The sequence below is a fragment of the Thalassospira lucentensis MCCC 1A00383 = DSM 14000 genome (assembly GCF_000421265.1).
In the GTDB taxonomy this organism is placed as follows: Bacteria; Pseudomonadota; Alphaproteobacteria; order Rhodospirillales; family Thalassospiraceae; genus Thalassospira; species Thalassospira lucentensis.
The window spans coordinates 397,344-420,719 of sequence record NZ_ATWN01000004.1 but is presented as its reverse complement, the minus strand read 5'-3'; the positions used below and the strand labels follow the sequence as shown (position 1 = coordinate 420,719).

General features: G+C 54.1%; 17 protein-coding genes. 13 read left to right on the top strand and 4 right to left on the bottom strand.

Annotated features, from left to right (window positions below; translation table 11 throughout):
* Window positions 1-127: 127 nt before the first annotated feature.
* The gene (locus tag K355_RS26080) at window positions 128-2,041 is read right to left on the bottom strand and encodes a glycosyltransferase (RefSeq protein WP_258548870.1); all 1,914 of its coding nucleotides are present in this window, start codon (window positions 2,039-2,041) and stop codon (window positions 128-130) included.
* 758 nt (window positions 2,042-2,799) lie between these two features.
* Between K355_RS26080 and K355_RS0111065 the strand changes: the two genes are divergently transcribed.
* Window positions 2,800-4,809 (top strand): bi-domain-containing oxidoreductase, encoded by a 2,010-nt coding sequence (locus K355_RS0111065; RefSeq protein ID WP_162142297.1) that lies wholly within the window; start codon window positions 2,800-2,802, stop codon window positions 4,807-4,809.
* Between the two features lie 5 nt (window positions 4,810-4,814).
* On the opposite strand, the gene K355_RS0111060 is transcribed toward K355_RS0111065, so the two are convergent.
* Both K355_RS0111060 and glpK read right to left on the bottom strand, forming a co-directional pair.
* A complete protein-coding gene (locus K355_RS0111060) occupies window positions 4,815-5,756 on the bottom strand; it encodes an AEC family transporter (RefSeq protein ID WP_022732208.1) in 942 nt (313 codons plus the stop codon).
* Window positions 5,757-5,913: 157 nt separating this feature from the next.
* Window positions 5,914-7,410 (bottom strand): glycerol kinase GlpK, encoded by a 1,497-nt coding sequence (gene glpK, locus K355_RS0111055; protein WP_022732207.1) that lies wholly within the window; start codon window positions 7,408-7,410, stop codon window positions 5,914-5,916.
* Window positions 7,411-7,711: 301 nt separating this feature from the next.
* Here glpK and K355_RS0111050 point away from each other — a divergent pair, with 301 nt between their 5' ends.
* The 3 genes from K355_RS0111050 to K355_RS25540 all read left to right on the top strand — a co-directional run bounded on the left by K355_RS0111050 (window position 7,712) and on the right by K355_RS25540 (window position 10,057).
* Entirely contained in the window at window positions 7,712-8,239 is a 528-nt protein-coding gene (locus K355_RS0111050) for a hypothetical protein (protein ID WP_022732206.1), read from the top strand.
* Between the two features lie 267 nt (window positions 8,240-8,506).
* Window positions 8,507-9,382: a serine hydrolase domain-containing protein gene (locus K355_RS25550; protein WP_162142296.1), complete on the top strand. Its 876-nt coding sequence runs from the start codon at window positions 8,507-8,509 to the stop codon at window positions 9,380-9,382.
* A gap of 267 nt (window positions 9,383-9,649) precedes the next feature.
* Window positions 9,650-10,057 (top strand): DUF3471 domain-containing protein, encoded by a 408-nt coding sequence (locus K355_RS25540; protein WP_114091509.1) that lies wholly within the window; start codon window positions 9,650-9,652, stop codon window positions 10,055-10,057.
* A gap of 129 nt (window positions 10,058-10,186) precedes the next feature.
* On the opposite strand, the gene K355_RS0111040 is transcribed toward K355_RS25540, so the two are convergent.
* Window positions 10,187-11,647, bottom strand: a complete 1,461-nt coding sequence (locus K355_RS0111040) for an NAD-dependent succinate-semialdehyde dehydrogenase (RefSeq protein WP_022732205.1) — start codon at window positions 11,645-11,647, stop codon at window positions 10,187-10,189.
* 541 nt (window positions 11,648-12,188) lie between these two features.
* Here K355_RS0111040 and glpD point away from each other — a divergent pair.
* The 9 genes from glpD to K355_RS0110995 all read left to right on the top strand — a co-directional run bounded on the left by glpD (window position 12,189) and on the right by K355_RS0110995 (window position 23,331).
* A complete protein-coding gene (gene glpD, locus K355_RS0111035; protein ID WP_022732204.1) occupies window positions 12,189-13,739 on the top strand; it encodes a glycerol-3-phosphate dehydrogenase in 1,551 nt (516 codons plus the stop codon).
* Entirely contained in the window at window positions 13,736-14,836 is a 1,101-nt protein-coding gene (locus tag K355_RS0111030) for an ABC transporter ATP-binding protein (protein ID WP_022732203.1), read from the top strand. The genes glpD and K355_RS0111030 overlap by 4 nt, the downstream gene beginning before the upstream one ends.
* Before the next feature lie 15 nt (window positions 14,837-14,851).
* On the top strand, window positions 14,852-15,946 hold the full coding sequence (locus tag K355_RS0111025) for an ABC transporter ATP-binding protein (protein ID WP_022732202.1): 1,095 nt from the start codon (window positions 14,852-14,854) through the stop codon (window positions 15,944-15,946).
* A 14-nt stretch (window positions 15,947-15,960) separates the two neighbouring features.
* Complete coding sequence (locus K355_RS0111020) at window positions 15,961-16,833, top strand: carbohydrate ABC transporter permease (protein WP_022732201.1); 873 nt, start codon at window positions 15,961-15,963, stop codon at window positions 16,831-16,833.
* Window position 16,834: 1 nt separating this feature from the next.
* On the top strand, window positions 16,835-17,638 hold the full coding sequence (locus tag K355_RS0111015; RefSeq protein ID WP_022732200.1) for a carbohydrate ABC transporter permease: 804 nt from the start codon (window positions 16,835-16,837) through the stop codon (window positions 17,636-17,638).
* A gap of 24 nt (window positions 17,639-17,662) precedes the next feature.
* Window positions 17,663-17,935, top strand: coding sequence for a DUF2160 domain-containing protein (locus tag K355_RS0111010; RefSeq protein ID WP_022732199.1), 273 nt, complete (start codon window positions 17,663-17,665; stop codon window positions 17,933-17,935).
* A gap of 134 nt (window positions 17,936-18,069) precedes the next feature.
* The gene (locus K355_RS0111005) at window positions 18,070-19,818 is read left to right on the top strand and encodes an ABC transporter substrate-binding protein (protein ID WP_028791531.1); all 1,749 of its coding nucleotides are present in this window, start codon (window positions 18,070-18,072) and stop codon (window positions 19,816-19,818) included.
* Window positions 19,819-20,038: 220 nt separating this feature from the next.
* Window positions 20,039-22,321, top strand: coding sequence for a methyl-accepting chemotaxis protein (locus tag K355_RS0111000; protein ID WP_022732197.1), 2,283 nt, complete (start codon window positions 20,039-20,041; stop codon window positions 22,319-22,321).
* 101 nt (window positions 22,322-22,422) lie between these two features.
* Complete coding sequence (locus K355_RS0110995) at window positions 22,423-23,331, top strand: tetratricopeptide repeat protein (protein WP_022732196.1); 909 nt, start codon at window positions 22,423-22,425, stop codon at window positions 23,329-23,331.
* Window positions 23,332-23,376 lie beyond the last annotated feature (45 nt).

Below are 23,376 nucleotides of genomic sequence, written 5' to 3'. Positions count from 1 at the left end.
ATCTTCAGTTCATGTATATTATATACAAAATATACATCGAGGATGCAAAGAGATTTTTGACCAAAAAGAAAAGGCCCCGCGAACGGAGCCTTTAAATCTATTATATCAGTGGACGAGAGATCACGTTTTACGCTTTCTGTGGTCCAAATCGCACAGCATGCACGTGATCAACGGGTGCCGTCCCGGTCACGAACGCAAGCGTTTTGGCAATGATCACCTGATCACAGAGTTCTCGTTCGACCAGATCCCGGGCTGCTGCGCCATAAGCATAACGGGCTGCGTCATCTTCCATCAGCTTTTCGATGGCATCGGCAAGCGCATTTGCATCGCGCAAGGGCACAAGAAGACCATTTTCCTGATGGGAGACAATTTCGCGACATCCGGGCACATCGGTTGACACCATGGCAAGCCCCGATGAAGCGGCTTCTAACAATGATTTGGGCAGGCCTTCGCGCCATGATGGCAAAACGGCCAGATCAGCAGAACGTAGCAAGTGCGCAATGTCGCTTCGTTTGCCGAGCCATTCGATCAGCCCGTCTTGCTGCCATTTCACCAGATCGCTTTCCGATGCACTGTCAGGATTGGCAGGATCGGCATCACCTACCAAAAGGAAGCGATAGGTGTGATTGCGTGATTTAAGAATGCGCGCGGCCTCGATCAGCTCAGAAAGTCCCTTTGACCACAGCATTCTAGCGACAAATATCGCAGTTTTGGGGCCGTCCGATGATGTGGTTCTCGGTGCGAAAGCCGAGATATCCACCCCTGACCCACGGATCAACACCAGCCGGCTTTCCTTAAAACCAAGACCAGACATCAGAGTATGATCATCGCGGTTCTGCACGATCACGTTGATGGACGAGCACCGGGCATACACCCGTAAAATCAGCGACACAATATGTCGAACAATGCGGGCTTTGACACCGCCTGACACAAACAGGAAGCCAAGCCCGGTTATCATATTAACCGATCGCTTTGCCCCCACCAATAGACCGGCAAAGGCAGAAAGAACAACACACTGTATCGCGACATTGACGATGACGTCGGGCTGTTCGCGCCGGATCAGACAGGCCAGCGCCTTTACCGTTTTAAGTGACTTCAGCGGGCTTAAGCCGCCGCGCGCAATCGGCACATCAACGACGCGAAAGCCTTCGCTGCGCAACGCGCCCGCAGCGTCACCCACATTGCAGGCAACAACGACGTCGTCCCCACGCACCAAGGCCGCACGACCAAGTCCGATACGATGGGATACGAAAGACCAGTCTTCGGCACAGACGATCATGGTTTTGCGTCTAAGCAGTGTTTGACGGCCTCCGAGAGCAGGTTTTCCTAAAAGCAGCCACTCTCGCCGCAAGAATGCCAAAGAAATGCCCAGCATGAACACACCAAACCACCACGACGTCCAAAATGAGTAGTTAAACAGTCCGGCGAACCAATAGGCTGCCAACATAGCAAGCGGCAGGGCAGAAACCTTGCCACCATTGCGCAAAACGTCGACGAAAGCCGCAACGGCGCAGCATGCAACCATTGGAACCATTACGAGCAAACCGATGATCCCAACCTCAAGCCAGATCTCCATAAACCAACTGTGAGGGTGGCCAGGTAAAACAGATTGGGTTGAGCTACCTGCGAGTTCATTTGCACCCGGGACCCATGGGGAAGCGTTGATTCCATAGCCAATCAAAGGATGATCAAAAACATGGCTATAGGTAAACTGCCAAATCATTTGACGATGAACATCAACAAGCCATGTAGGTAAATATGGCACGAACCCTCTGAGATCACTCATATTGCCAGTAACCTCACCGAGCCATAGCAACACCCCAACAATCGCGACCGCGATCCCTGCAAAAACAGCAACTTTAATGAACCGCGATTTGATCAAGAAGACTAAACAAATGCCCATAGCACAGCCTGCCGCCAGAATTGCGGCCACATTAGCCCGCCCTTGAGAAACCTCCAATATTGGTAGAATTGCTATTGATGCGATGACAGATACATATTTCCGGACACCTTTTCGGTCGAAAGCATCCGCGACAAGCATCATTGCGCCAAAGATAAGGAAACTACCGACAGGCTTAAGACGGCGCGTAATATCAAAGTTAAAATCAGGCTCGCGCAAAGCCTTGAGAGAAAGCAACTCCGGATGAACCACTATAGAAAACACGCAAAAGACAATCAAAGCCCATGTCGCAAGAATGCATGAATCCCAAGCAATGCGTGCTTTAGGCTGTATCAATCGCATCAGATACCAAATGCCCGATAGCATCGAGAATCTTGCAACCCACGTTTCGATGGACTTTGACGGGACAACCGACCCGACTGCTGAAATCAGGAAGACAATCAAGGTGGCTACAATCAGCAACCCTAACGGCCCCATGAGATCATTCCGCATTTTACGCCATGCAGCACCATGGTCGGCAGATACGATAGCGAGAAGCAGGGATAAGCCGAGCCCGACCCCCAGCGCAGCGCGGCCAAAGAAAAACAGCGGCGCAGAAAAGCCAAACATGATTGCGGCAAGGCTAAGCATCGTATCGCGCCAATGCCGCGCCGGGACAGGTTGTTGCATCGTAAATGGTTCCAAATTGAGATCTGCCGTCTTGCTAAACCGCTGCCGCACTGGCGTCAATCACGGATCGACGCGCATATGCCGTATGTGGTTTAATCATCATCACAATTTTCAACCTTTTGATGCAAAGGCACAGCATGACAGAGATGAAAGCCCTCTTACGTTTTCCCGGTGAAAGGAAAATCATGCTTGCCGGCTGTCCGGTACCGTCCCTTAGACCGCATTGCATTATGGTTCGTACATCTGCGACGGTCATCAGCCCGGGCACCGAATTTCGCCAAGCACAGCAAACCACCGCGTCGCTGTTTAAAAAAGCCTGGCAGCGCCCTGATCTTGTCACCCTGATATTTAAGTCATTACGATCAGAAGGCGCCCGGCAAACTTTTGATCGCGTTCAAGACCGTCTTGGTCGCCCATTGCCAATGGGATATTGCGGTGCGGGTATTGTCCATGCCGTCGCCGATGACATCACGGAGCTTACCTGCGGAGAACGGGTTGCGATTGGGGGCATGGACCATGCCAACCATGCAGAATGGAATGTGGTGCCCAAAAACTTTGCCGCCCCCATTCCCGATAAAGTCAGCGATGAAAAGGCGGCTTTTACGACCCTGTATGCCCTTGCCCTTCATGCCCTGCACCAAGGAGGCAGCGGAATTGGAAACAAGGTTGCTATTTTGGGTACCGGACTGATCGGACAATTGATTGCCCAAACAGCCCTGACGGCCGGGACACATCCTTATGTCATTGAGCCAAATCCGGCACGCCGGAGCATGGCCGAAAAAACCGGCGTTACCGCAACATATCGTGCGGTCCAAGACGCGCCGAACAACCAGTTTGACACGGTTTATATCTGTGCCCCGGCGCAAGGTAATCACACATTGATTGATGACGCGGCACGGCTTTGCCGGGATCGCGGAACCATTGTCTGTGTTGGCGATGTGGCCCCGAATGGCAAACGAGATGCCCTGTACCGTAAGGAAATCGATCTGCGTCAGGTGCGATCATATGGACCGGGGCGCTATGATCCCGCCTATGAAGAAGCTGGTCAAGACTACCCCGAAGGACATGTGCGCTGGACCGTCAACCGATACATGAAAGCCGCCCTTGATCTGATGTCTGATGGCAGGCTTGATCCCCTGCCCCTGATCACCCGCGAAATTACGTTTGATGCGATTGCCGATCACTTCACCCGTGGCGCAGATCCCGATGACTTGGCGACTGTCGTGCATTTTGCACATAGTGAGATGGCGCAAGACAATCAAAACGATTTCCGTTTAACACCCCCATCAGGTTCCTTGCCCTGCAATGAGCCTGCTAGGGATAGGTCCGTTTCACTCGGGTTGATCGGGACGGGGAATTATCTGGGGGGCAGCTTGCTGCCACTTTTGCGCCAACATGCCCGGATTGATGTGCTGGCCTGCGCATCACAAAGCGGGCTTTCGGCGTTGGCTGCGGCGCGCAAATTTCGCGCAGCAAAACCCTGCTCCAACCCCACAGACATTTTGGATAATTCGCAAATTAACAGCGTGATCATCGCCACCCGCCACGACAGCCATGCGACATTGGCCGACAGGGCATTGGCGGCGGGCAAACATGTCTGGCTGGAAAAGCCCATTGCAATCACCCACGAGGATCTGGAACGCCTGCGCCCACATGCGACCAACCAAAAATCGGTTTTCATGATTGGCCATAACCGGCGTTACGCAGCGATGAGCCAGAAATTGCGTAAATTGCTGCCGCCCGATGCAAAGCAGTTTCACTACCGAGTCCGGTTCAAGCCATTATCTGCCGATCATTGGCTTAACCGCCCCGATCAAGGCGGGCGCACCATTGGCGAGATCAGCCACTTTATTGATCTTATGACGTATCTGACCGGTGCGAAAATCAGTGACATCGCCTGTGACTGGCGGGACCGGAAAAGGGGCGATAGCATCTGGCGCGTATATTTTTCGGACGGGTCGGTGGGCGAGGTCAGCTATCTGCACACAACGCGCAATGAGCCCAAGGAAATCCTTGAAATAGCAGCCCCGGATTTTGGGGCATCGCTTCATGATTGGCGTAGACTTCAGGTCAATGGAAAGGTCGTGATGCGAAACTGGCGGGCACGTGACAAGGGTCAGAAAAACGCGATAAATGCCTTTGTCACAGCTGTTGAAAACGACGTACCCGGCCCGGACACGCCATCACTGAATGATGAAATCAACCTGATGGAGCGCATCCTGAACGCTGCGAACACCTAAGGACCTTACTGTGGCCCGGCATACAGGACCAACAGCGGCAAAGTCAGCATACTGATGATGGTTGTGATCAGGATCGTTGTCGAAGACCGATCGACACAGACGTTATAATTCCCCGCCACAACCGCAACATTGGCCCCGGCCGGAAGGGCGGCAACCAGTGTCACGATGGTCAGCCACAAAGGCGGCAGATCAAACACAAAATGCGCTACCGAAAACACCAGAACCGGCTGCACAAACATTTTCGCAACGGTGCAAAGCAAACTTGCACTTAAATTCCCACGCACCGACTGGCCATAAAGCCCGGCCCCGACCAGCAACAGCGCAATCGTCGGTCCGGCTGTTCGGAACCGTTCCAGCGTGCCGTTGATCATTTCGGGGATCGGAAGGTCAATCAGGGATGCGAGAACCCCCATGACAATCGCAATGATGATCGGGTTTCGCATCACACGCACAACACTGCGCACGACCTTGGGCAGCCAATGCCCATCGCCCCCACGTGCGCCCTCGACAATCAGGATCGTCAGGCCAAGAAGGGTCAGCGGATGGATCGACAAAACGATCAAAAGCGGCACCAAACCTTCTTCGCCGTACACCGCCTGAACCAGCGGGATGCCCAGAAGAACAATGTTGGAAAACACCCCGCCCATCGCCGTCACGGCCGCTTCGTCTGTTTTGGCCTTAAGCCAGACACGTGCGGCCATAAACACCAGCGCAAAGTTCAAAAGCACACCGGAATAGTAGCTTCCCCACAGGCGCAAATCGAAATGCGCACTGATGTCTGATTGCGACAGGGTCTGAAACAGCATGGCCGGGATAAAGACATTCATCGCAATTTTGGCAAGGAACGGAATGCCTTCGCGCGAGATAATCTTGACGTGGGTCAAAAGAAACCCACCAAGGATCGTCAGAAACACAGGTCCGACTTTTCCGACGATCAGATCAAGCATAGGTCCCCCGGCATTATCACTGCACTGCTTATGATGAACGGGCCCCACCCCGCAAAAAGAAAGGACGGTGCCAGTGGCACCGTCCTTAAATAGTACAAAGCATTTCGGATACTTACCAGCCCCACGACACAAAAGCCGGACAAGGCAGCCATGCGCATTAGCCATTCTGGTCTGTTTGCACCCGACCGACCGCATTTTTCCACCCGGCTAGCAAGTCTTCGCGGCGGCGCGGCTCAATGGCCGGGGTGTAACGGGCATCCATCTGCCAATTTTGCGCAATATGATCAAGATCGCGGTAAATACCGGCCTGTAACCCGGCCAGATATGCCGCCCCAAGGGCCGTTGTTTCGGTGACTTTGGGACGTTCAACATCAATACCCAGAACGTCCGAGAGCATCTGACACATCCAGTCATTGTTGACCATGCCACCATCCACCCGCACGGCTTTTGGCGAAACACCGTCGGCCGCCATGGCTTCGAACAGATCAAACGTCTGATAACAGACACTTTCAAGGGCGGCGCGGACAAACTCACGCGGGCCAGTATCACGCGTCAGCCCGAAAATAGCCCCACGTGCATCCGGATCCCAATAGGGGGCGCCAAGCCCGGTAAAGGCTGGCACCAAATATACCCCGTGATTGCCATCAAGCGATTTGGCCAAGCCTTCGGTCTCAGCTGCCGATTTGATGATCCCCAATCCATCGCGCAACCACTGCACCGCTGCCCCGGCAACGAAAATCGCGCCTTCGATGGCGTAACTGGTTTCCCCGTTCAGACGATACCCCACCGTGGTCAACAGGCGATGCTGAGATGTAATCGCCTCATCGCCGGTGTTGAGGATCACGAAACAGCCGGTGCCATAGGTACTTTTGATATCGCCCGGTTCAAAACAACATTGTCCGAATGCGGCGGCCTGCTGATCACCCGCCATGCCAAGAACCGGGATTTCACGGCCAAACAGATCGGCATCCACCATGCCAAAATCGGCAGCACAATCACGCACGTCAGGCAGCATATTGCGCGGTACGCGGAAGATGTCACACAAATGATCATCCCAGTCGTTTTCGCGAATATTAAAAAGATTGGTCCGGGCGGCATTGGTGGCATCGGTTGCGTGGGACTTCCCACCGGTCAACCGCCACAGCAGGAAACTATCCACCGTACCAAAGGCCAGATCGCCCTGCTCGGCACGGGCGCGTGCACCCGATACATGATCAAGAATCCACGCAACCTTGGTCGCGGAAAAATACGGATCAATCAAAAGGCCCGAGCGCGCATTGACCTCGTCTTCAAGTTTTGGATCGGATTTTTTCAAATCATGGCACAGGGACGCGGTGCGTCGGTCCTGCCAGACAATCGCGTTATAAACCGGTTTGCCGGTTTTACGATCCCAGACCACGGTGGTTTCGCGCTGATTGGTGATCCCGATGGCAGCGACCTGTTGAATATCGACCCGCGCAAGCGCTTCTTTACAGACGGCGACCACCGTATCCCACAAATCTTCCGGGTCATGTTCGACCCAGCCATTATTGGGGAAATGTTGCGGGAATTCCTGCTGTGCGACAGAAACGGAATGGCCGCTTTCATCAAAGACAATCGCCCGTGAGCTGGTCGTTCCCTGATCAATGGCCAGAATATAACGCGTGTCGGTCATGTTTGTTTTCCTCCCGAGCCGGCAGTTTTCCTGCCGTATTCTCCTTGCATAAAATCATGCATTTCGGCCCGCCTAACAAACGTGACCGATGATTTTGTGCCACTATTTAGGAAAAGTTTCGCACAAAAAACAATTCGTTTTCGAAAATTTTTTCACTTTTCCTCGCCAATGCCCTGTTTTCACCTCTCTTTCACCGCCTCTCCACCCCAGCAGAAAGTGCCGCATAATCCCGGCACAGAGATTGCAACAAATATTCGAAGTATGAATTTAAACCGGCATCTTTTTCCCATGGAGGGCTCTTATGGGATTGTATGACACGTTGATGAATGTCACCAACACCGCCTATAGCGCCAAAAACGCTGTTGAGCAGGCACGGACGATTGCATCAAACAGCCAGCCGCTTCCTGAGAAGAACAAGGAAGAAAATGCCGAGCTGGCCTATATCCGCGAGCACGGTTTCACCACCTACGTCAAAGAAATCGAAGACCGCAAGATCGAAGAAATGCGCGCCAAGATGCTGCAAAGCATGGGGCTGGATGAAGAAGCGCTGGCCGAAATGGACGGCACCCAACGTCAAGCCATCGAAAAAGCCATCTCTGATGCGATCGAGCAGAAGCTTAATGGCAATACGGTTGCCAATGCGGAAATGAACACACCGGAAAGCGAAAGCGAACGGCGCGACAAGATGCAAGCACAGATCGCCTTTAACCCGCGCATGTTTGATGTCTTTACCGAACTGCAGTCGCAACTGCCCGCCGGATCATCGCAATCGATCCTTGGCGATGACAACAAGACCGGAAAGTCTGGTAAGGATGATGATCGGATTTGACACCCCACTGTATTTCGGAACGAGATCACACAAACATTGGTGTCTGAGCCAAAATTTTTGATTAATTTCAGTAAGCTGTGATGTCATCTCATTTGCGAGATCCGATGCCAATCATGATGCATTGAACTGAACCTGCCCACCCCAACATGCGCGGCATCGCCTCCGCCACGCATGTGTCTGCCAGATACAAGAGATGGCCAGGCAATACTCGACAGGTGCATTCTTACGTGCAAGATTTCAGCCTTGGATTGTTTTATGAGGTTCTCGATGCGCGCTGCTATCCTGTTTGCCATCCTTGCCCTAGCAAGCCCTACCCACGCTCAGGACGTGGTCCCCGGCCCCATTCCCTCCTCGGATGTTGCCCCGCTGGCCGAAGGGGGATTTGACACTGCCATCGTCAGCCTGCCCAAGATGGTCGAGAATGTCATGACCCGCAGCGGCGTGCCGGGCATGGCTGTCGCAGTTATACGCGACGGACAGGTCGTGTTTCGGCAAGGGTTTGGGCGCCGTGATATTCGTAAACCGGATCCTGTCACGCCAGAAACCGTGTTTCAGGTTGCCTCACTTTCCAAATCAATCAGCGCTACGGTAACTGCGATCGCGGTCTCCAATGGGCTCCTGTCATGGGATGATCCGGTTAAGGCTTATCTGCCCGGTTATCGCCTGTCTGATACCTTCGTGAGCGAACATGCGACCGTGGGTGATTTCTTTGCCCATCGTTCTGGGCTGCCCTTTGCCGCAGGTGATGATCTGGAGGACATGGGCTATGGCCGTGAGCACGTGCTCGCTCAGTTGAAGTATTTGCCTTTGGGCCCGTTTCGCACCAGCTATCACTATGCCAATTTTGGCCTGACCACCGGCGCTCAAGCTGTGGCCGCCGCAGCCGGGCGGGATTGGGCAGACTTAGCACAGAAATCGTTGTTTGCACCCTTGCATATGACATCCACCAGCTATCGTCACACTGACGCGATGGCTGCTCAAAACCGTGCCGTGCTACATGCCTATGAGGATGGCCAGTTCAAACCGCTGTACGATCGCAACGCCGATGCTCAGGCCCCCGCCGGTGGAGTATCCTCAACCGTTGACGACCTGGCGAAATGGCTGATCCTGTTGTTGGCCGACGGAGAATGGCAAGGGCGGTAGCTTATCACATCCGAAGCACTGGCCCCCGCTATTCGACCACAGATCGTCAACGCCCCAGGGGCCACGCCGAATGACCGTAGCAGTGCATATGGATATGGCTTTAACGTTGGAACCACGGCGGCAGGTCGTCCGATCCGCAGTCATTCGGGCGGCTTTATCAAGGGGGCCGGAACCCACTTCAAGATTCTGACCAGTGCCGGGATCGGCATTGTCGTTTTATCCAACGGCGCCCCCGTTGGGGCCAGCGAGGCAATCGCGGCGCAATTTATGGACGTGGTGCAATTTGGCACATCAACGCGCGACTGGCTGGCTGGATACACGATGTTGATGAGCCCCATGTTTGATCCCGTGGGCGATTTGGCTGGGAAATCTTCCCCCAAAAACCCCGCTCCCGCTGGGCCAAACGGCCGTTATACAGGTCGCTTTAACAATGCTTACTTCGGTCCTGCCGAAGTGATTGAGGCAGATGATGGACTGGAGCTACAACTTGGTCCGCGACCGATCCGACTAACGTTGCACCATTGGGACGGCGATACATTTGCAGTTGCCCCGCTGGGAGAGAACCAGCCACAGGGATCATTGTCATCTGTCAGCTTTTCTGTGACGGGCGGTAAAGCGCAGTCCCTGCACGTGCAGTATCTTGACGACAATGGGCTAGGGCTTTGGCAGCGGTAAACGTTCGTGATACGCCTTACGGGTATCAAACGAGGACATCATAACGCCAAAGGGCGCTTGCGAAATGCAGCGCCCTTTGCGTTGTCCGTTACCCACATTTGATATTCAGCAGGCTTTCAATCCGTATACTTACTCGCCAACACCGCCCATGCAGACGTATTTGACTTCGAGGTAGTCCTCGATCCCGTATTTCGATCCTTCGCGGCCAACGCCGGACTGTTTGAAGCCGCCAAACGGGGCGACTTCGGTCGCCATGACGCCGACATTCACCCCGACCAGACCACTTTCAAGGCCCTCGGCCAGCTTCCAGATCCGCGAGATATCGCGTGAATAGAAATAGGATGCGAGGCCGAACTCAGAATCATTGGCCATCTCAAGCACTTCATCGTCCGTGTGGAAGCGGATCAAGGGGGCCATCGGACCAAAAGTTTCCTCGCGGAAGACCGTCATCTCCCGGTTGGCATCGGCAATCACGGTCGGCTGGAAGAACGATCCGCCTTTTTCATGGCGTTTACCACCGGTCAGGATCCGCCCGCCTTTGGACACCGCATCGGCAATCTGGCTTTCAACCTTCTGGATGGCCTTTTCGTTGATCAGCGGACCAATGACAGTCCCGTCTTCAAAGCCGTCGCCAACCTGCATTTTCGCAACCTTGGCAGCGTATTTTTCCGCAAACTCGTCATAAATCGCGTCATGGACAAACAGACGGTTGGCACAGACACAGGTCTGACCGGCATTGCGGTATTTCGATGCAATCGCGCCTTCGACGGCGGCATCGATATCGGCATCTTCGCAGACGATGAACGGTGCGTTCCCGCCAAGTTCGAGACTGATTTTCTTTACCGTGTCAGCACATTGCCGCATCAGCAAACGGCCCACCGCGGTCGAGCCGGTAAAGGTCAGCTTGCGGACTTTGGCGTTCTCGGTCATCTCGGCACCGATTTCGACCGCATCACCGGTAACAATCGACAGCAACCCTTTGGGCAATCCGGCCCGTTCGGCCAGAACCGCCATGGCAAGGGCGGAATACGGCGTTTCCATCGCCGGTTTAACCACCATCGCACAGCCAACAGCCAATGCCGGGGCGGCTTTGCGCGTGATCATCGCAGTCGGGAAGTTCCATGGCGTGATGGCGGCACAAACACCCACCGGTTCTTTAAGAACCAGAACCCGGCGTCCTTCGGCAAAGGTCGGGATCACATCACCGTAAACGCGTTTGCTTTCTTCGGCGAACCACTGCAGGAACGATGAACCATAGGCGATCTCACCCTTGGCTTCGGCAAATGGCTTGCCTTGTTCTGCCGTCATCAGGGTCGCCAGATCGTCCTGATTTTCCATCATCAGGTCGTACCATTTCATCAGAATGGCACCACGTTCCTTGGCTGTCCGCTTTTTCCAAAGCTTCTGGGCCTTTTCAGCAACGTCAATCGCGTGCGCGACGGCGTCACGGCCAAGAACCGGAACCGTTCCAATCACATCCCCGTTTGCCGGGTTGGTGACCTGTTCTGTTTTCCCATCTGGGGCGTCGACCCATTCCCCGCCGACATAGGCCTGCTGGGTAAAGAGTGACGGGTCTTTAAGCGAAACCATTTTAGTGCCTCCGGTATTCTTCATTGGGAGTGACAAAATGCGATAGCCATCATCTAGTCTGCTCCGGTCAAGATGCCACATCTTCGCGAGATATTTATGGCTTGGCAATCGCAAACAGGGACAAACCCACGCTTTGCAACAAGATTGCACCCCATACGCCTGAACGAGTTGGTTTTGGCAGAATGTGCGGCAAACACGGTCAAGGCGACCTGTTCCCGTCACGCACATATATCGCCACCGCATATCCCTGCCGGGTATTTAGCACCGGTGCTGTTTTTTCATTTTCAACCGATTCTGATTGCGAAATAGAGCACTCAGGAGTGGCCTCCTCCCCCTTTGCCAAACCATAGATATGCATCTGAACTCAAAATATCTTTCAATTACAATTTGTTACAGGTCGCAAAATTCAGTTCATTATCGAAAATTTCAGATCATCATAATTTTCGCTTGCAATTATTTTGGGTGCTCCGTAACGTCTATGACAACAAAGAACGACAGTTGAGAACATCTGTCACAAGTCAGAGCACCAGGGAGGAAGCGGTTGCTCAGTTCAGAAACATACGACGTCGCCATCATTGGCGGTGGTATCAATGGCACAGGCATCGCACGGGACGCTGCGGGGCGTGGGCTTAAGGTCTTTTTGTGTGAAAAGAACGACCTTGCCAGCGCCACCTCATCAGCCAGCACCAAGCTGATCCATGGTGGCCTGCGCTATCTTGAGCATTACGAGTTCCGTCTGGTCCGCGAAGCACTGATCGAACGTGAAGTTCTGCTGCGTGCAGCTCCGCACATTATTTGGCCGCTGCGTTTTGTTCTGCCCCATGTCAAAGGCCTGCGTCCGGCATGGATGATCCGCCTTGGTTTGTTTTTGTATGACCATCTTGGCGGACGCGAAAAGCTTCCGGGCTCCGAAGGCATTAAACTCAAAAACCACCCGGCGGGTAAACCGCTGGTCGAGGGCATGAATAAGGCATTTGTTTATTCCGATTGCTGGGTACAGGACGCACGTCTTGTCGTGCTCAACGCGATGTCGGCCCGCGATCTGGGTGCGGAAATCGAAACCCGTACGGAATGTGTTTCGGCCAAACGTGACGGCGACCTTTGGAAAGTGGTCATCCGCAATGAGGATGGCGAACGGACCATCCGTGCACGATCTGTCGTCAATGCAGCGGGCCCATGGTGTGCCGAGCTCCTTGAAAACCGGGTTGAAGCCAAAAAGAAACAGGGCATTCGCATGGTTCAGGGCAGCCACATTGTTGTGCCCAAGCTGTTTGACCATGACTATTGCTATATCTTCCAGAACCCGGACGGGCGGATTGTGTTTGCCATCCCCTATGAACAGGACTTCACCCTGATCGGCACGACAGATCGTGATTACAAAGGTGACCCGGCCAAGGTCGCCATCAGCGCCGACGAAACCGACTATCTGTGCCAGCTGACAAACACCTATTTCGAAAAGAAAATCACACCTGACGATGTTGTCTGGGCCTATTCCGGTGTTCGTCCGCTGTATGGCGATGGCAGCGAAGATGCATCACAGGTCACACGCGATTATGTTCTTGAAATCGACAAGGGTGATCGTGACGATAATGCTGCGCCGCTTCTAAACATCTATGGCGGCAAGATCACCACCTATCGCAGGCTGGCAGAATCCGCGATGAGCAAGATTTGCCCGCTTTTGGGGCACGATGACATCCGCTGGACAGCCGACAAACCCTTGCCGGGCGGTGACATGCCGAACGCGGATTTCGATGATTATTTTGCCGCGATGCACAAGAAGTTTTCATGGATTCCGAAACCACACATCTACCGTTACGTGCAAAACTACGGCACACTCACCAAGCTGATCATTGACGGTGCGTCTGATCTGGAAGGGCTTGGTAAGCATTTCGGCGATGACGTATATGAATGTGAATTGCGGTATCTGGTTGATCGCGAATGGGCCCGAACGGTCGAGGATGTCTTGTGGCGTCGCTCAAAATTGGGCCTGCATCTTTCAGACCAAACCCGTGATGCCATCACCCAATGGTTTGACACCGAACTGAAATCAAAAAACACCGTGAAAGCGGGCGAAGGAAACAGTGGAATATGACCCTTACGCTTGAAAACATCACCAAGACCGTGGGCGGGGAGACCCACATCGACGACGTGTCGATGACGCTGGAACCGGGTTCATTCAACGTCCTTTTGGGACGGACCCTGGCCGGTAAAACGTCCCTTATGCGGATGATGGCCGGGCTTGAACCCCCAACCAGTGGCCGCATACTCGTCAATAATGCCGATGTGACCGGCATGGCTGTGCAGAAACGTAATGTCGCCATGGTCTATCAGCAGTTCATCAATTACCCGTCGATGAATGTGTATGACAACATCGCATCCCCTTTGAAATTACAAGGTGTGGATAAGACTGAAATTGAAAAGCGTGTGCGCGAAACGGCCGAGTTGATGCACATCGAACATCTGCTGGATCGCCTGCCACAGGAATTGTCCGGTGGACAGCAGCAACGCACCGCGATGGCACGCGCCATGGTCAAGGATTGCACGTTGCTGCTGCTTGATGAGCCGCTGGTGAACCTTGATTACAAACTGCGCGAAGAACTGCGTGAAGAAATTCCCAATCTTTTGGCCAAGCGCGACACCATTGTTGTCTACGCCACGACCGAACCGATGGAAGCGCTTCTTCTGGGCGGAAAATGCGCTGTCATGCACGAAGGCCGCGTCACCCAGTTCGGGCCGACCACAGAGGTTTATCACAACCCGGCTTATGTCGAGACCGGCCTGATCTTTTCCGATCCGCCGATCAATCTTCTTAAGGCAGAGGTCCGCGACGGTGCGCTGTATCTTGCCAGCGGCCATCAGGTTTCGCTGTCGGGTCACTTGGCCGATCTTGGCAATGGCAACTACACCGTTGGTGTGCGCGCCAATCATTTATCGGTCGAACAGGAAAACGCACAGTGCGTTGCCATGCAGGGACAGGTTGAACTGGCCGAAATCACCGGTTCGGAAACCTTTGTTCATGTTCACTTCAACGATGTTTCGTGGGTGATTCAAGAAGAAGGCGTTCACAACCCGCGGCTTGGCGAAGCCACCACATTCTATCTCGATCCGAACCGTCTGTTTGCTTATGACGCCGATGATCGCCTTGTGGCAGCCCCGCCCAGTGAAATTCAAAACGGCAAGGCCGCCTGAGGTTGGAGAATTAAAATGGCACGTATCGATCTAAAAAGCCTTGCGCATTCATACTTCCCCGATCCGAAATCGGACACGGATTATGCGCTGCGTCGCATGGAACATGTTTGGGAAGATGGTGGGGCTTATGCCCTTCTCGGCCCGTCGGGCTGTGGCAAGACCACGTTGCTCAACATCATTTCCGGCCTTCTGACCCCGTCGGAAGGGCAGGTATTGTTTGATGGCAAGGATGTCACCAAACTGGCCCCGGAAGAACGCAACATCGCACAGGTTTTCCAGTTCCCGGTGATTTACGACACCATGACCGTTTACGAAAACCTTGCCTTTCCGTTGCGCAATCGCGGTGTTGATCCCAAACGGGTTGACGAGCGGGTGCGTGAAATTGCCGGGATGCTTGATCTGACCGGCAAGCTTAAGCAAAAAGCACGCGGCCTGGGCGCGGATGAAAAACAAACCATTTCACTGGGCCGTGGTCTGGTGCGTGATGATGTGTCGGCCATCCTATTTGATGAACCGCTGACCGTGATCGATCCGCATCTGAAATGGGTTCTGCGCCGCAAGCTCAAGGAAATCCACAACAAGCTGCGTCCGACCATGGTTTATGTCACCCATGATCAGGTCGAAGCCCTGACCTTTGCCGACAAGGTTGTTGTCATGTATGGCGGCAAGGTTGTTCAGCTGGGCACGCCCCAGGAACTGTTTGAAAATCCGGCCCATACCTTTGTCGGATATTTCATCGGCAGTCCCGGCATGAACATCATGGATTGCAACATTGACGATGGTGCGGCCTGGATTGATGGGCAACGTATTGCCCTTACCGACCGTCATCTTGATGCCGTTTCAAAACAAACCGGCAAGATTGAACTGGGCATCCGGCCAGAGTTCCTGAAACTTGAAACCGGCGACGGGGTCAGCAGCGACAACGGCGTTGCGGTCAATATCACCAAGGTCGAAGACCTCGGCCAGTACAAGATCGCAACCACCCGGTTCGGAACATCCGACATCAAGGTCAAGCTTGGCGAAGACGCCCAAATCATCGGTCAGTCCGGCGTGCTGCGTTTTGCACCTGAATGGACCAAACTTTACGCCGACAGTCAGTTGGTCGCGTAAGGGGGAATGGGGAAATGAACAAAATTACCAACAACAAGGCCTGGTTCCTCGTTCTGCCGGTCTTCTTTATCGTCGCCATCAGCGCCATTATTCCGCTGATGACCGTTGTGAACTATTCGGTTCAGGATATTTTTGATCCGCAAACGCGGTTCTTTGTCGGCACCGAATGGTTTGAACAGGTTCTGGGTGATCGCCGCCTGCATGACGCGCTGATCCGTCAGATCGTCTACACCATGAGCGTGCTGCTTATCGAAGTTCCGTTGGGGATTGCGGTTGCGCTGACCCTGCCGCGCAAGGGCTGGGGTGTTTCGGCATCGATGGTTCTTCTGGCCTTGCCGCTTCTTATTCCATGGAACGTGGTTGGCACCATCTGGCAGATTTTCGGTCGTGCCGACATTGGTCTTGGCGGCTATGTCATCAACATGCTGGGCATTGACTATAACTATTCCCAAAATCCGATGGATGCATGGGTCACGGTTCTGGTGATGGATGTATGGCACTGGACCAGTTTGATTGTGCTGCTGTGCTATGCCGGTTTGCGGTCAATCCCGGACGCCTATTATCAGGCCGCCAAGATTGATGGCGCGTCGAACTGGGCGGTGTTCCGGTTCATCCAACTGCCGAAAATGCAGTCGGTTCTGGTGATCGGTGTGCTGCTGCGCTTTATGGACAGCTTCATGATCTATACCGAACCGTTCGTTCTGACGGGCGGCGGGCCGGGTACGGCCACCACATTCCTCAGCCAGTTCCTGGTGACGATTGCAGTGGGTCAGTTTGATCTTGGTCCGGCGGCGGCATTCTCGTTGATCTATTTCCTGATCATTCTGCTGGTTTGCTGGGTTTTCTATACCGTCGTGATGAACGCCGGAAAGCGGGAGGAACAATAAAATGCGGTTCCAGAAACGTCATATCGCACTCATTCTTTACATACTGTTCCTGTTGCTGCCGATCTATTGGCTGTTCAACATGTCGATCAAGACCAATTCGGAAATTCTCGGTGCAATGACCCTGTTCCCGGACAATCCGACACTGGCGAACTATGCAACGATCCTGACCGATCCGGCGTGGTATTCGGGCTATATCAACTCGATGATCTATGTTGCGATCAACGTGGTCATATCCTTGGCGGTCGCCCTGCCAGCAGCCTATGCTTTCTCGCGGTTTAACTTTGTCGGCGACAAGCATCTGTTCTTCTGGCTTTTGACCAACCGGATGGCACCGCCTGCTGTGTTCTTGCTGCCGTTTTTCCAGCTGTATTCAAGTGTCGGTCTGTTTGACACCCATATTGCGGTCGCCCTTGCGCACTGTTTGTTTAACGTGCCGCTTGCTGTGTGGATTTTGGAAGGTTTCATGTCGGGTATCCCCAAGGAAATCGACGAAACCGCCTATGTCGATGGCTATTCGTTCCCGCGCTTCTTTGGCACGATCTTCATTCCGCTGATCCGTTCGGGCATCGGGGTGACGGCATTCTTCTGCTTCATGTTCAGCTGGGTGGAATTACTGTTGGCCCGCACCCTGACATCGGTCGATGCAAAACCGATTGTCGCCACCATGACCCGTACTGTTTCGGCATCGGGGCTTGATTGGGGTGTTTTGGCCGCAGCGGGTGTTTTAACCATCGTGCCCGGAGCCTTGGTGATCTGGTTTGTTCGAAACTACATCGCCAAAGGTTTCGCGATGGGCCGCGTGTAATCGGAAAACAGGAGGAATAATAATATGTCTTGGATGGCCTGGACCCCGATTACGGCAGTGTTTTTCAGCTGCATTATCCTGATGCTGATCGGGATGGGAATTTGGCAGACAGTTTCACCAACCGTACCACGTCGCGGCTTCTTGCCGCTGACCACCACGCGCGGTGATCGCCTGTTTATCAGCCTTCTTGGCGCGGCCTATATCCATTTGGGCTGGCTGGCATTTACCGATGCCGCCCTGTGGGTTGCGTCAATCATAGCACTTTTCTGGCTCTTCATTGTGATGCGCTGGGGATAAGAAACCGGACCGGCACGGTGTCCTACACCCGTGCCGGTCCTAATCCATTCATTACGGTGGGTACCCGTCTTCCCCCACTGTTGATGACCGGTGTTACCGGACGAGAAAAAGGAAGACGACCAGGGAGAAACGACATGATCGTTAAGTTTAAGGGATCCTCTGCCGTAATCAAAGGCAGTGCAGTTGCCGTCGCCCTTGGCCTTGCAGTGCTGGCAAACCCAGCATCCGCAGACCAATATACCGACGCAGCGAAGAACTGGATCGACAGCGAATTTCAGCCGTCGAGCCTGAGTAAAGATGCCCAGATGGCCGAACTTGAATGGTTCATCAAAGCCGCAGAACCGTTCCGCGGCATGGACATCAACGTGGTATCGGAAACCATCACCACGCACGAATACGAGTCCAAGGTTCTGGCAAAGGCGTTCTCGGAAATCACCGGGATCAACATTACCCATGACCTGATTGGCGAAGGCGATGTCATCGAAAAACTGCAAACTCAGATGCAGTCAAACCGCAACATCTATGACGCCTATATCAATGACTCGGACCTCATTGGCACCCATTCGCGTTATGACGCGGTTGTGCCGCTGACTGACTTTATGGCCGGCGAAGGCGCTGATGTGACCTCTCCGACGCTTGATCTGGACGACTTTATCGGTCTGTCCTTTACCACGGGCCCGGATGGCAAGCTTTATCAGCTTCCTGACCAGCAGTTCGCGAACCTTTACTGGTTCCGGTATGACTGGTTCCAGCGCGATGACCTGCAAAAGCAGTTCAAAGACAAATATGGCTATGATCTTGGTGTTCCGGTCAACTGGTCGGCTTACGAAGACATCGCCGAATTCTTCACCAATGATGTGAAGGAAATCGACGGTCAGAAAGTCTATGGCCACATGGATTACGGTAAAAAAGACCCGTCACTGGGTTGGCGCTTTACCGATGCGTGGCTGTCGATGGCTGGTGCTGGCGACAAGGGCATCCCGAACGGCCTTCCGGTCGACGAATGGGGTATCCGTGTTGAAGGCTGTGCGCCAGCTGGCTCAAGTGTCACCCGTGGTGGTGCCGCCAACGGCCCGGCAGCGGTTTATGCTTTGACCAAGTACATTGATTGGCTCAAAGCCTATGCGCCGCCAGAAGCTGCTGGCATGACCTTTGGTGAAGCTGGTCCGGTTCCGGCCCAGGGCCAGATTGCTCAGCAGATCTTCTGGTACACGGCCTTTACCGCCGATATGGCCAAAAAAGGTACGCCAGTTGTGAATGACGATGGCACGCCGAAATGGCGTATGGCACCGTCCCCGCATGGCCCGTACTGGGAAGAAGGCATGAAGCTTGGTTATCAGGATGTGGGTTCCTGGACGTTGATGAAGTCCACCCCGCTTGAGCGCCGTAAAGCTGCATGGCTCTATGCACAGTTCACGACCTCCAAATCGGTATCATTGAAAAAGACCCTTACGGGCCTGACACCAATCCGTCAGTCTGACCTGGATTCCCAGGCCATGACCGACATCGCACCGAACTGGGGTGGTCTGGTTGAATTCTATCGCTCACCTGCCCGTGTTCAGTGGTCCCCGACCGGTACCAACGTTCCAGATTATCCGAAACTGGCTCAGCTCTGGTGGCAGAACGTTGCCGAAGCTGTTACCGGGGAGCGGACCCCGCAGGAAGCAATGGATAACCTTGCAACTGCGATGGACCGTGTGATGCAGCGCCTGGAACGTGCAGGCATCGGTGGTGAATGTGCACCGAAGCTGAACGAAGAGCGTGACGCACAGTACTGGTTCGACCAGCCGGGTGCGCCAAAACCGTTACTCGACAACGAAAAACCGCAGGGTGAGACCGTTAAATATGACGATCTGATCGCGGAATGGAGTGCTGCCCAGTAATTCGGGCTTCACTACTGGGGGTGTCGGGGATGATTTTTCATCCCCGACCGTCCCTTCCCAAAACCACCATCTGCGCCACCAACGCTTTCAAAGACACCTTTTTCATTAAGTCATAAGACCTGAAAATAAAAACCCGAGACGTCCGAAAACGGATGCGAAATGTCCCAAACGGGAATGTCTGCCTCAACAATAAGAAGTGCGGCAAGACAGGGAGGAAACAGTGAATAGCGCCATTCAAAAACGTCGCGCTGGCCTTGGTATTCAAGGTCGGCTAATGGCTTCTTTTGCCCTAATTCTGGTATTGGCCGGGGTTTCATCGGTCGTATCATGGGTGTCGTTTGGTAACAGTCGCGACCTTGTCGCCGACATCACCACCGATAGTCTGCCGTCAATCATTCGCCAGATGGAACTGGCTATGGATGGGGTTGGCCTGGCAGCACAGGCCCCCGTACTTGCCGCGTCCCGCAATGCCGACGAGTTGGCCGCAACACAGGCGCGCCTTGATACATTGATTGCTGATGCCCGGCTGCGTTTGACCGAAATTGCCGCGGCCAATCCCGAACCGGTGATGATAGACGTTTCCGCTCCACGTGACGAAAACGCCGAGGATCCAGCATCGGAAGATGACACACCCTCAGAGCCCGAACTGGTTGATGCGATCCCGGCCCTGACCGCACAGCTTGATGACATTGTTGCCCGCCGTGAAACCCTGCATGATCTGACCACCCAGCGCCTTGAAACTGAGGAAAAGCGCGGTGATCTGACGCTTGATATGGTTTTTGCCTATGCCGACCTGTCGGAATTCCTCAATCCGCTGGTTGAGGTGGTTGATATCGATGTATCACGCGGGATTTCCCGGGTTTCGAATGGCAATCTTGATGCCGCCGCAACACTTGAAGAAACCATCGCCTTTTCACAGCTGATTGCCGAAATACGCGCCAATGTGAACCTTGCCTTTGGCATGTTAACCGCTGCTATTGCCGTACCCGAGGGAGAGGCGATCGATGAAGTTCGCAACCAATGGAGCTGGGCAGAATTGCGCATTTCCGATGCGCTTGAAGAATTGCCCGATACTGATGATGGCAACCAAATTCGCGACCTTGCCAAGGCCCTTTTGGGATATGGCACGGGTGGCAAGAGTGTGTTTGACCTGCGTGAAACCGAATGGGACAATCAGTATCAGACCGAACAAACCCTTGAAGCAACACTTGCCAGTGCCGAAGCCCTCTCGCATTCCATCACCTTGATGGTCGATGGCAAACGGGTCGAGGTCGATGCCAATGCCACCGATGCGCTGTCGCAGGTGGTCCGCGATCAAAAAGTGATTGCGTTTATCGGTGTCGCTGTTCTGGTGATTTCACTTTTGATCCTGATTTTCTATGTTCGGGGCAACCTGATCAAACGTCTTTTGCGGGTGATTGATGGCATGCGCCGTGTGGCCAACGGCGATCTTTCGACCGAGGTCAAAGATCAGGGACGCGATGAAATCGGGCGCATGGCCGAAATCCTTGGTCAGTTTCGCGAAACCAGCCTTGCCGCCCAGCAGGCTGAAGAAAAAGTTGCCCGCGAACGCGAACACGCCGAAACCGAACGCAGGCGCGCCATGCTCGATCTCGCAGATGCGTTTGAGGCCTCCATCATGCAGGTCGCCCAAGGGGTTGCCCGCGAAGCGGAAAATATTCAGGCAACCTCAAATCAGGTGCGTGATCGTGCACAGGCCGCATCCTCGAATGCGACCGGTGTTGCTGGCGCGTCTGAGGAAATCTCGATCAATATGGCGTCGGTATCTGATGCCACGCATTCACTGTCTGAACGGGTACAGGATACCGGCCATCGGGCACAGAAATCTGTTACTGCTGCGACCAGTGCTGTCGATGCCGCGCAGCGCACCAATGCCACGATGCATGAACTTGAAACCGGTGCGCAGGAAATCGGCGAGATCCTTAACCTTATTCAGGACATCGCCGCGCAGACCAACCTTCTGGCACTGAATGCCACCATCGAAGCCGCCCGCGCGGGCGAAGCCGGAAAAGGCTTTGCCGTGGTTGCGCAAGAAGTCAAAAACCTTGCCAACCAGACCGGATCTGCAACAGATCGTATTGCCGAACGGATCAATGAAATTCAGTCAACCACCGGCATCGCGGTCAAGGCGATTGCCGGTATTCGCGACAGCATCACCGGTATTCATGAAACCGTCGGCGAAATGTCCGATGCGGTCAGCGAGCAACAGGAATTCGTCGCCGAAATCGCCAGCAATGTCGAACAATCCGCCACCGCGGCTGGTGAAATGAACAGCACCATCGCACAGGTCAGCACGGCGGCAGATGATAACCTGCATGCCGTGGATGGCCTGCGCGATGCGACAGATCGCCTGCGTACGCAATCTGATGATCTGGGCAATCGTGTTCGTGATTTCCTTACCACCATTCGTTCAGATCAACCAGCAGACCACGCTTCTGACCAAAACCAAGACATGCGCCCAACCAGATCCTCCCTGCCATGAGCGAACTTGCCGGGGCTAATACGGTGACTGGACCCCAATTACCGTATCCGCCCCGGCGCTTTTTTCGCCTGTAGTACAGCAAAAATGTTAGACAGAATTCCATGAAAACCTTGATCGCCCATTGTTCAAAGTCTGCCGTGTGCAAGACTGTCCCGCACAAATCGGAAACGTCGGCTTTGCGGCCCACGGCCCTTATGCTGGCCGCATCGCTGGTATTGGCCACATTCGGCAGTCAAGCCGATGCGTCGTCTGTCCTTGATGACGGTATTTCGGCCTACCGCCATGGTGAATTTGAAAAATCGGCACAGGTTTTCACCCCCCTTGCCGATCAGGGCAACGCCACCGCGCAGTACCTTTTGTCGTGCCAAATGATCAATGGTGTTGGCGTTAAGGCCAATGAAGACGCCGGATGGACCATGATGAAGGCGTCGGCGGGTAATAAGAACCCGGATGCCAGCATTGTCATGGCCCGCAAACTTGAGGCGACTGGCGCCCCTGCCGATCTGATCCGCACCCTGTATCAACAAGCCGCCGATCAGGGACAAACACAAGCCATGCTGTGGCTTGCCCTTGATGCGCTTGATCAGGGTAAAACCGCCCCGGCAAAAGAATATCTGACCACCGCATGGGAGGCTGGTGATCCGCGTGCGGCCACCCTTCTTGCCAACCGCTTTGCCGCCAGCGATACCGCGCGCTATCAATATCTGCGCCAAGCGGCCGAACGCGGTGAAATGCGCGCTGCAGCCTATCTTGCCGAAGAAGCCAAGTCCCTTGGCGACCCGGCCGAAGCCGTTGGCTGGTGCGCAATTGCCACCGGCCTTCCCGGCCACACCGAAGATGTCGACTGGAAAACCATTGGCGATGCAGTCGAAAAGAATTGTGGCAAGTTTGACAAGGATCTTGAACCGACGGAGCGCGCAGCCAACCGTGAACGGGTTGATCAGTTTCTGGCCCGGTTCTTTGACAGTTATAAGCCTTGGACGCCGTGGCGGGCCTGTGCGGTCGACTAACCAAATCAAAAAGGCCCCGATCAACCAAGATCGGGGCCTTTCATT

Coding starts and splice junctions, on each gene's coding strand:
- K355_RS26080 (WP_258548870.1), bottom strand. CDS start 2,041: ATGCTTGTCGCGGATGCTTTCGACCGAAAAGGTGTCCGGAAATATGTA.
- K355_RS0111065 (WP_162142297.1), top strand. CDS start 2,800: ATGGTTCGTACATCTGCGACGGTCATCAGCCCGGGCACCGAATTTCGC.
- K355_RS0111060 (WP_022732208.1), bottom strand. CDS start 5,756: ATGCTTGATCTGATCGTCGGAAAAGTCGGACCTGTGTTTCTGACGATC.
- glpK (WP_022732207.1), bottom strand. CDS start 7,410: ATGACCGACACGCGTTATATTCTGGCCATTGATCAGGGAACGACCAGC.
- K355_RS0111050 (WP_022732206.1), top strand. CDS start 7,712: ATGGGATTGTATGACACGTTGATGAATGTCACCAACACCGCCTATAGC.
- K355_RS25550 (WP_162142296.1), top strand. CDS start 8,507: ATGCGCGCTGCTATCCTGTTTGCCATCCTTGCCCTAGCAAGCCCTACC.
- K355_RS25540 (WP_114091509.1), top strand. CDS start 9,650: ATGGACGTGGTGCAATTTGGCACATCAACGCGCGACTGGCTGGCTGGA.
- K355_RS0111040 (WP_022732205.1), bottom strand. CDS start 11,647: ATGGTTTCGCTTAAAGACCCGTCACTCTTTACCCAGCAGGCCTATGTC.
- K355_RS0111030 (WP_022732203.1), top strand. CDS start 13,736: ATGACCCTTACGCTTGAAAACATCACCAAGACCGTGGGCGGGGAGACC.
- K355_RS0111025 (WP_022732202.1), top strand. CDS start 14,852: ATGGCACGTATCGATCTAAAAAGCCTTGCGCATTCATACTTCCCCGAT.
- K355_RS0111020 (WP_022732201.1), top strand. CDS start 15,961: ATGAACAAAATTACCAACAACAAGGCCTGGTTCCTCGTTCTGCCGGTC.
- K355_RS0111015 (WP_022732200.1), top strand. CDS start 16,835: ATGCGGTTCCAGAAACGTCATATCGCACTCATTCTTTACATACTGTTC.
- K355_RS0111010 (WP_022732199.1), top strand. CDS start 17,663: ATGTCTTGGATGGCCTGGACCCCGATTACGGCAGTGTTTTTCAGCTGC.
- K355_RS0111005 (WP_028791531.1), top strand. CDS start 18,070: ATGATCGTTAAGTTTAAGGGATCCTCTGCCGTAATCAAAGGCAGTGCA.
- K355_RS0110995 (WP_022732196.1), top strand. CDS start 22,423: ATGAAAACCTTGATCGCCCATTGTTCAAAGTCTGCCGTGTGCAAGACT.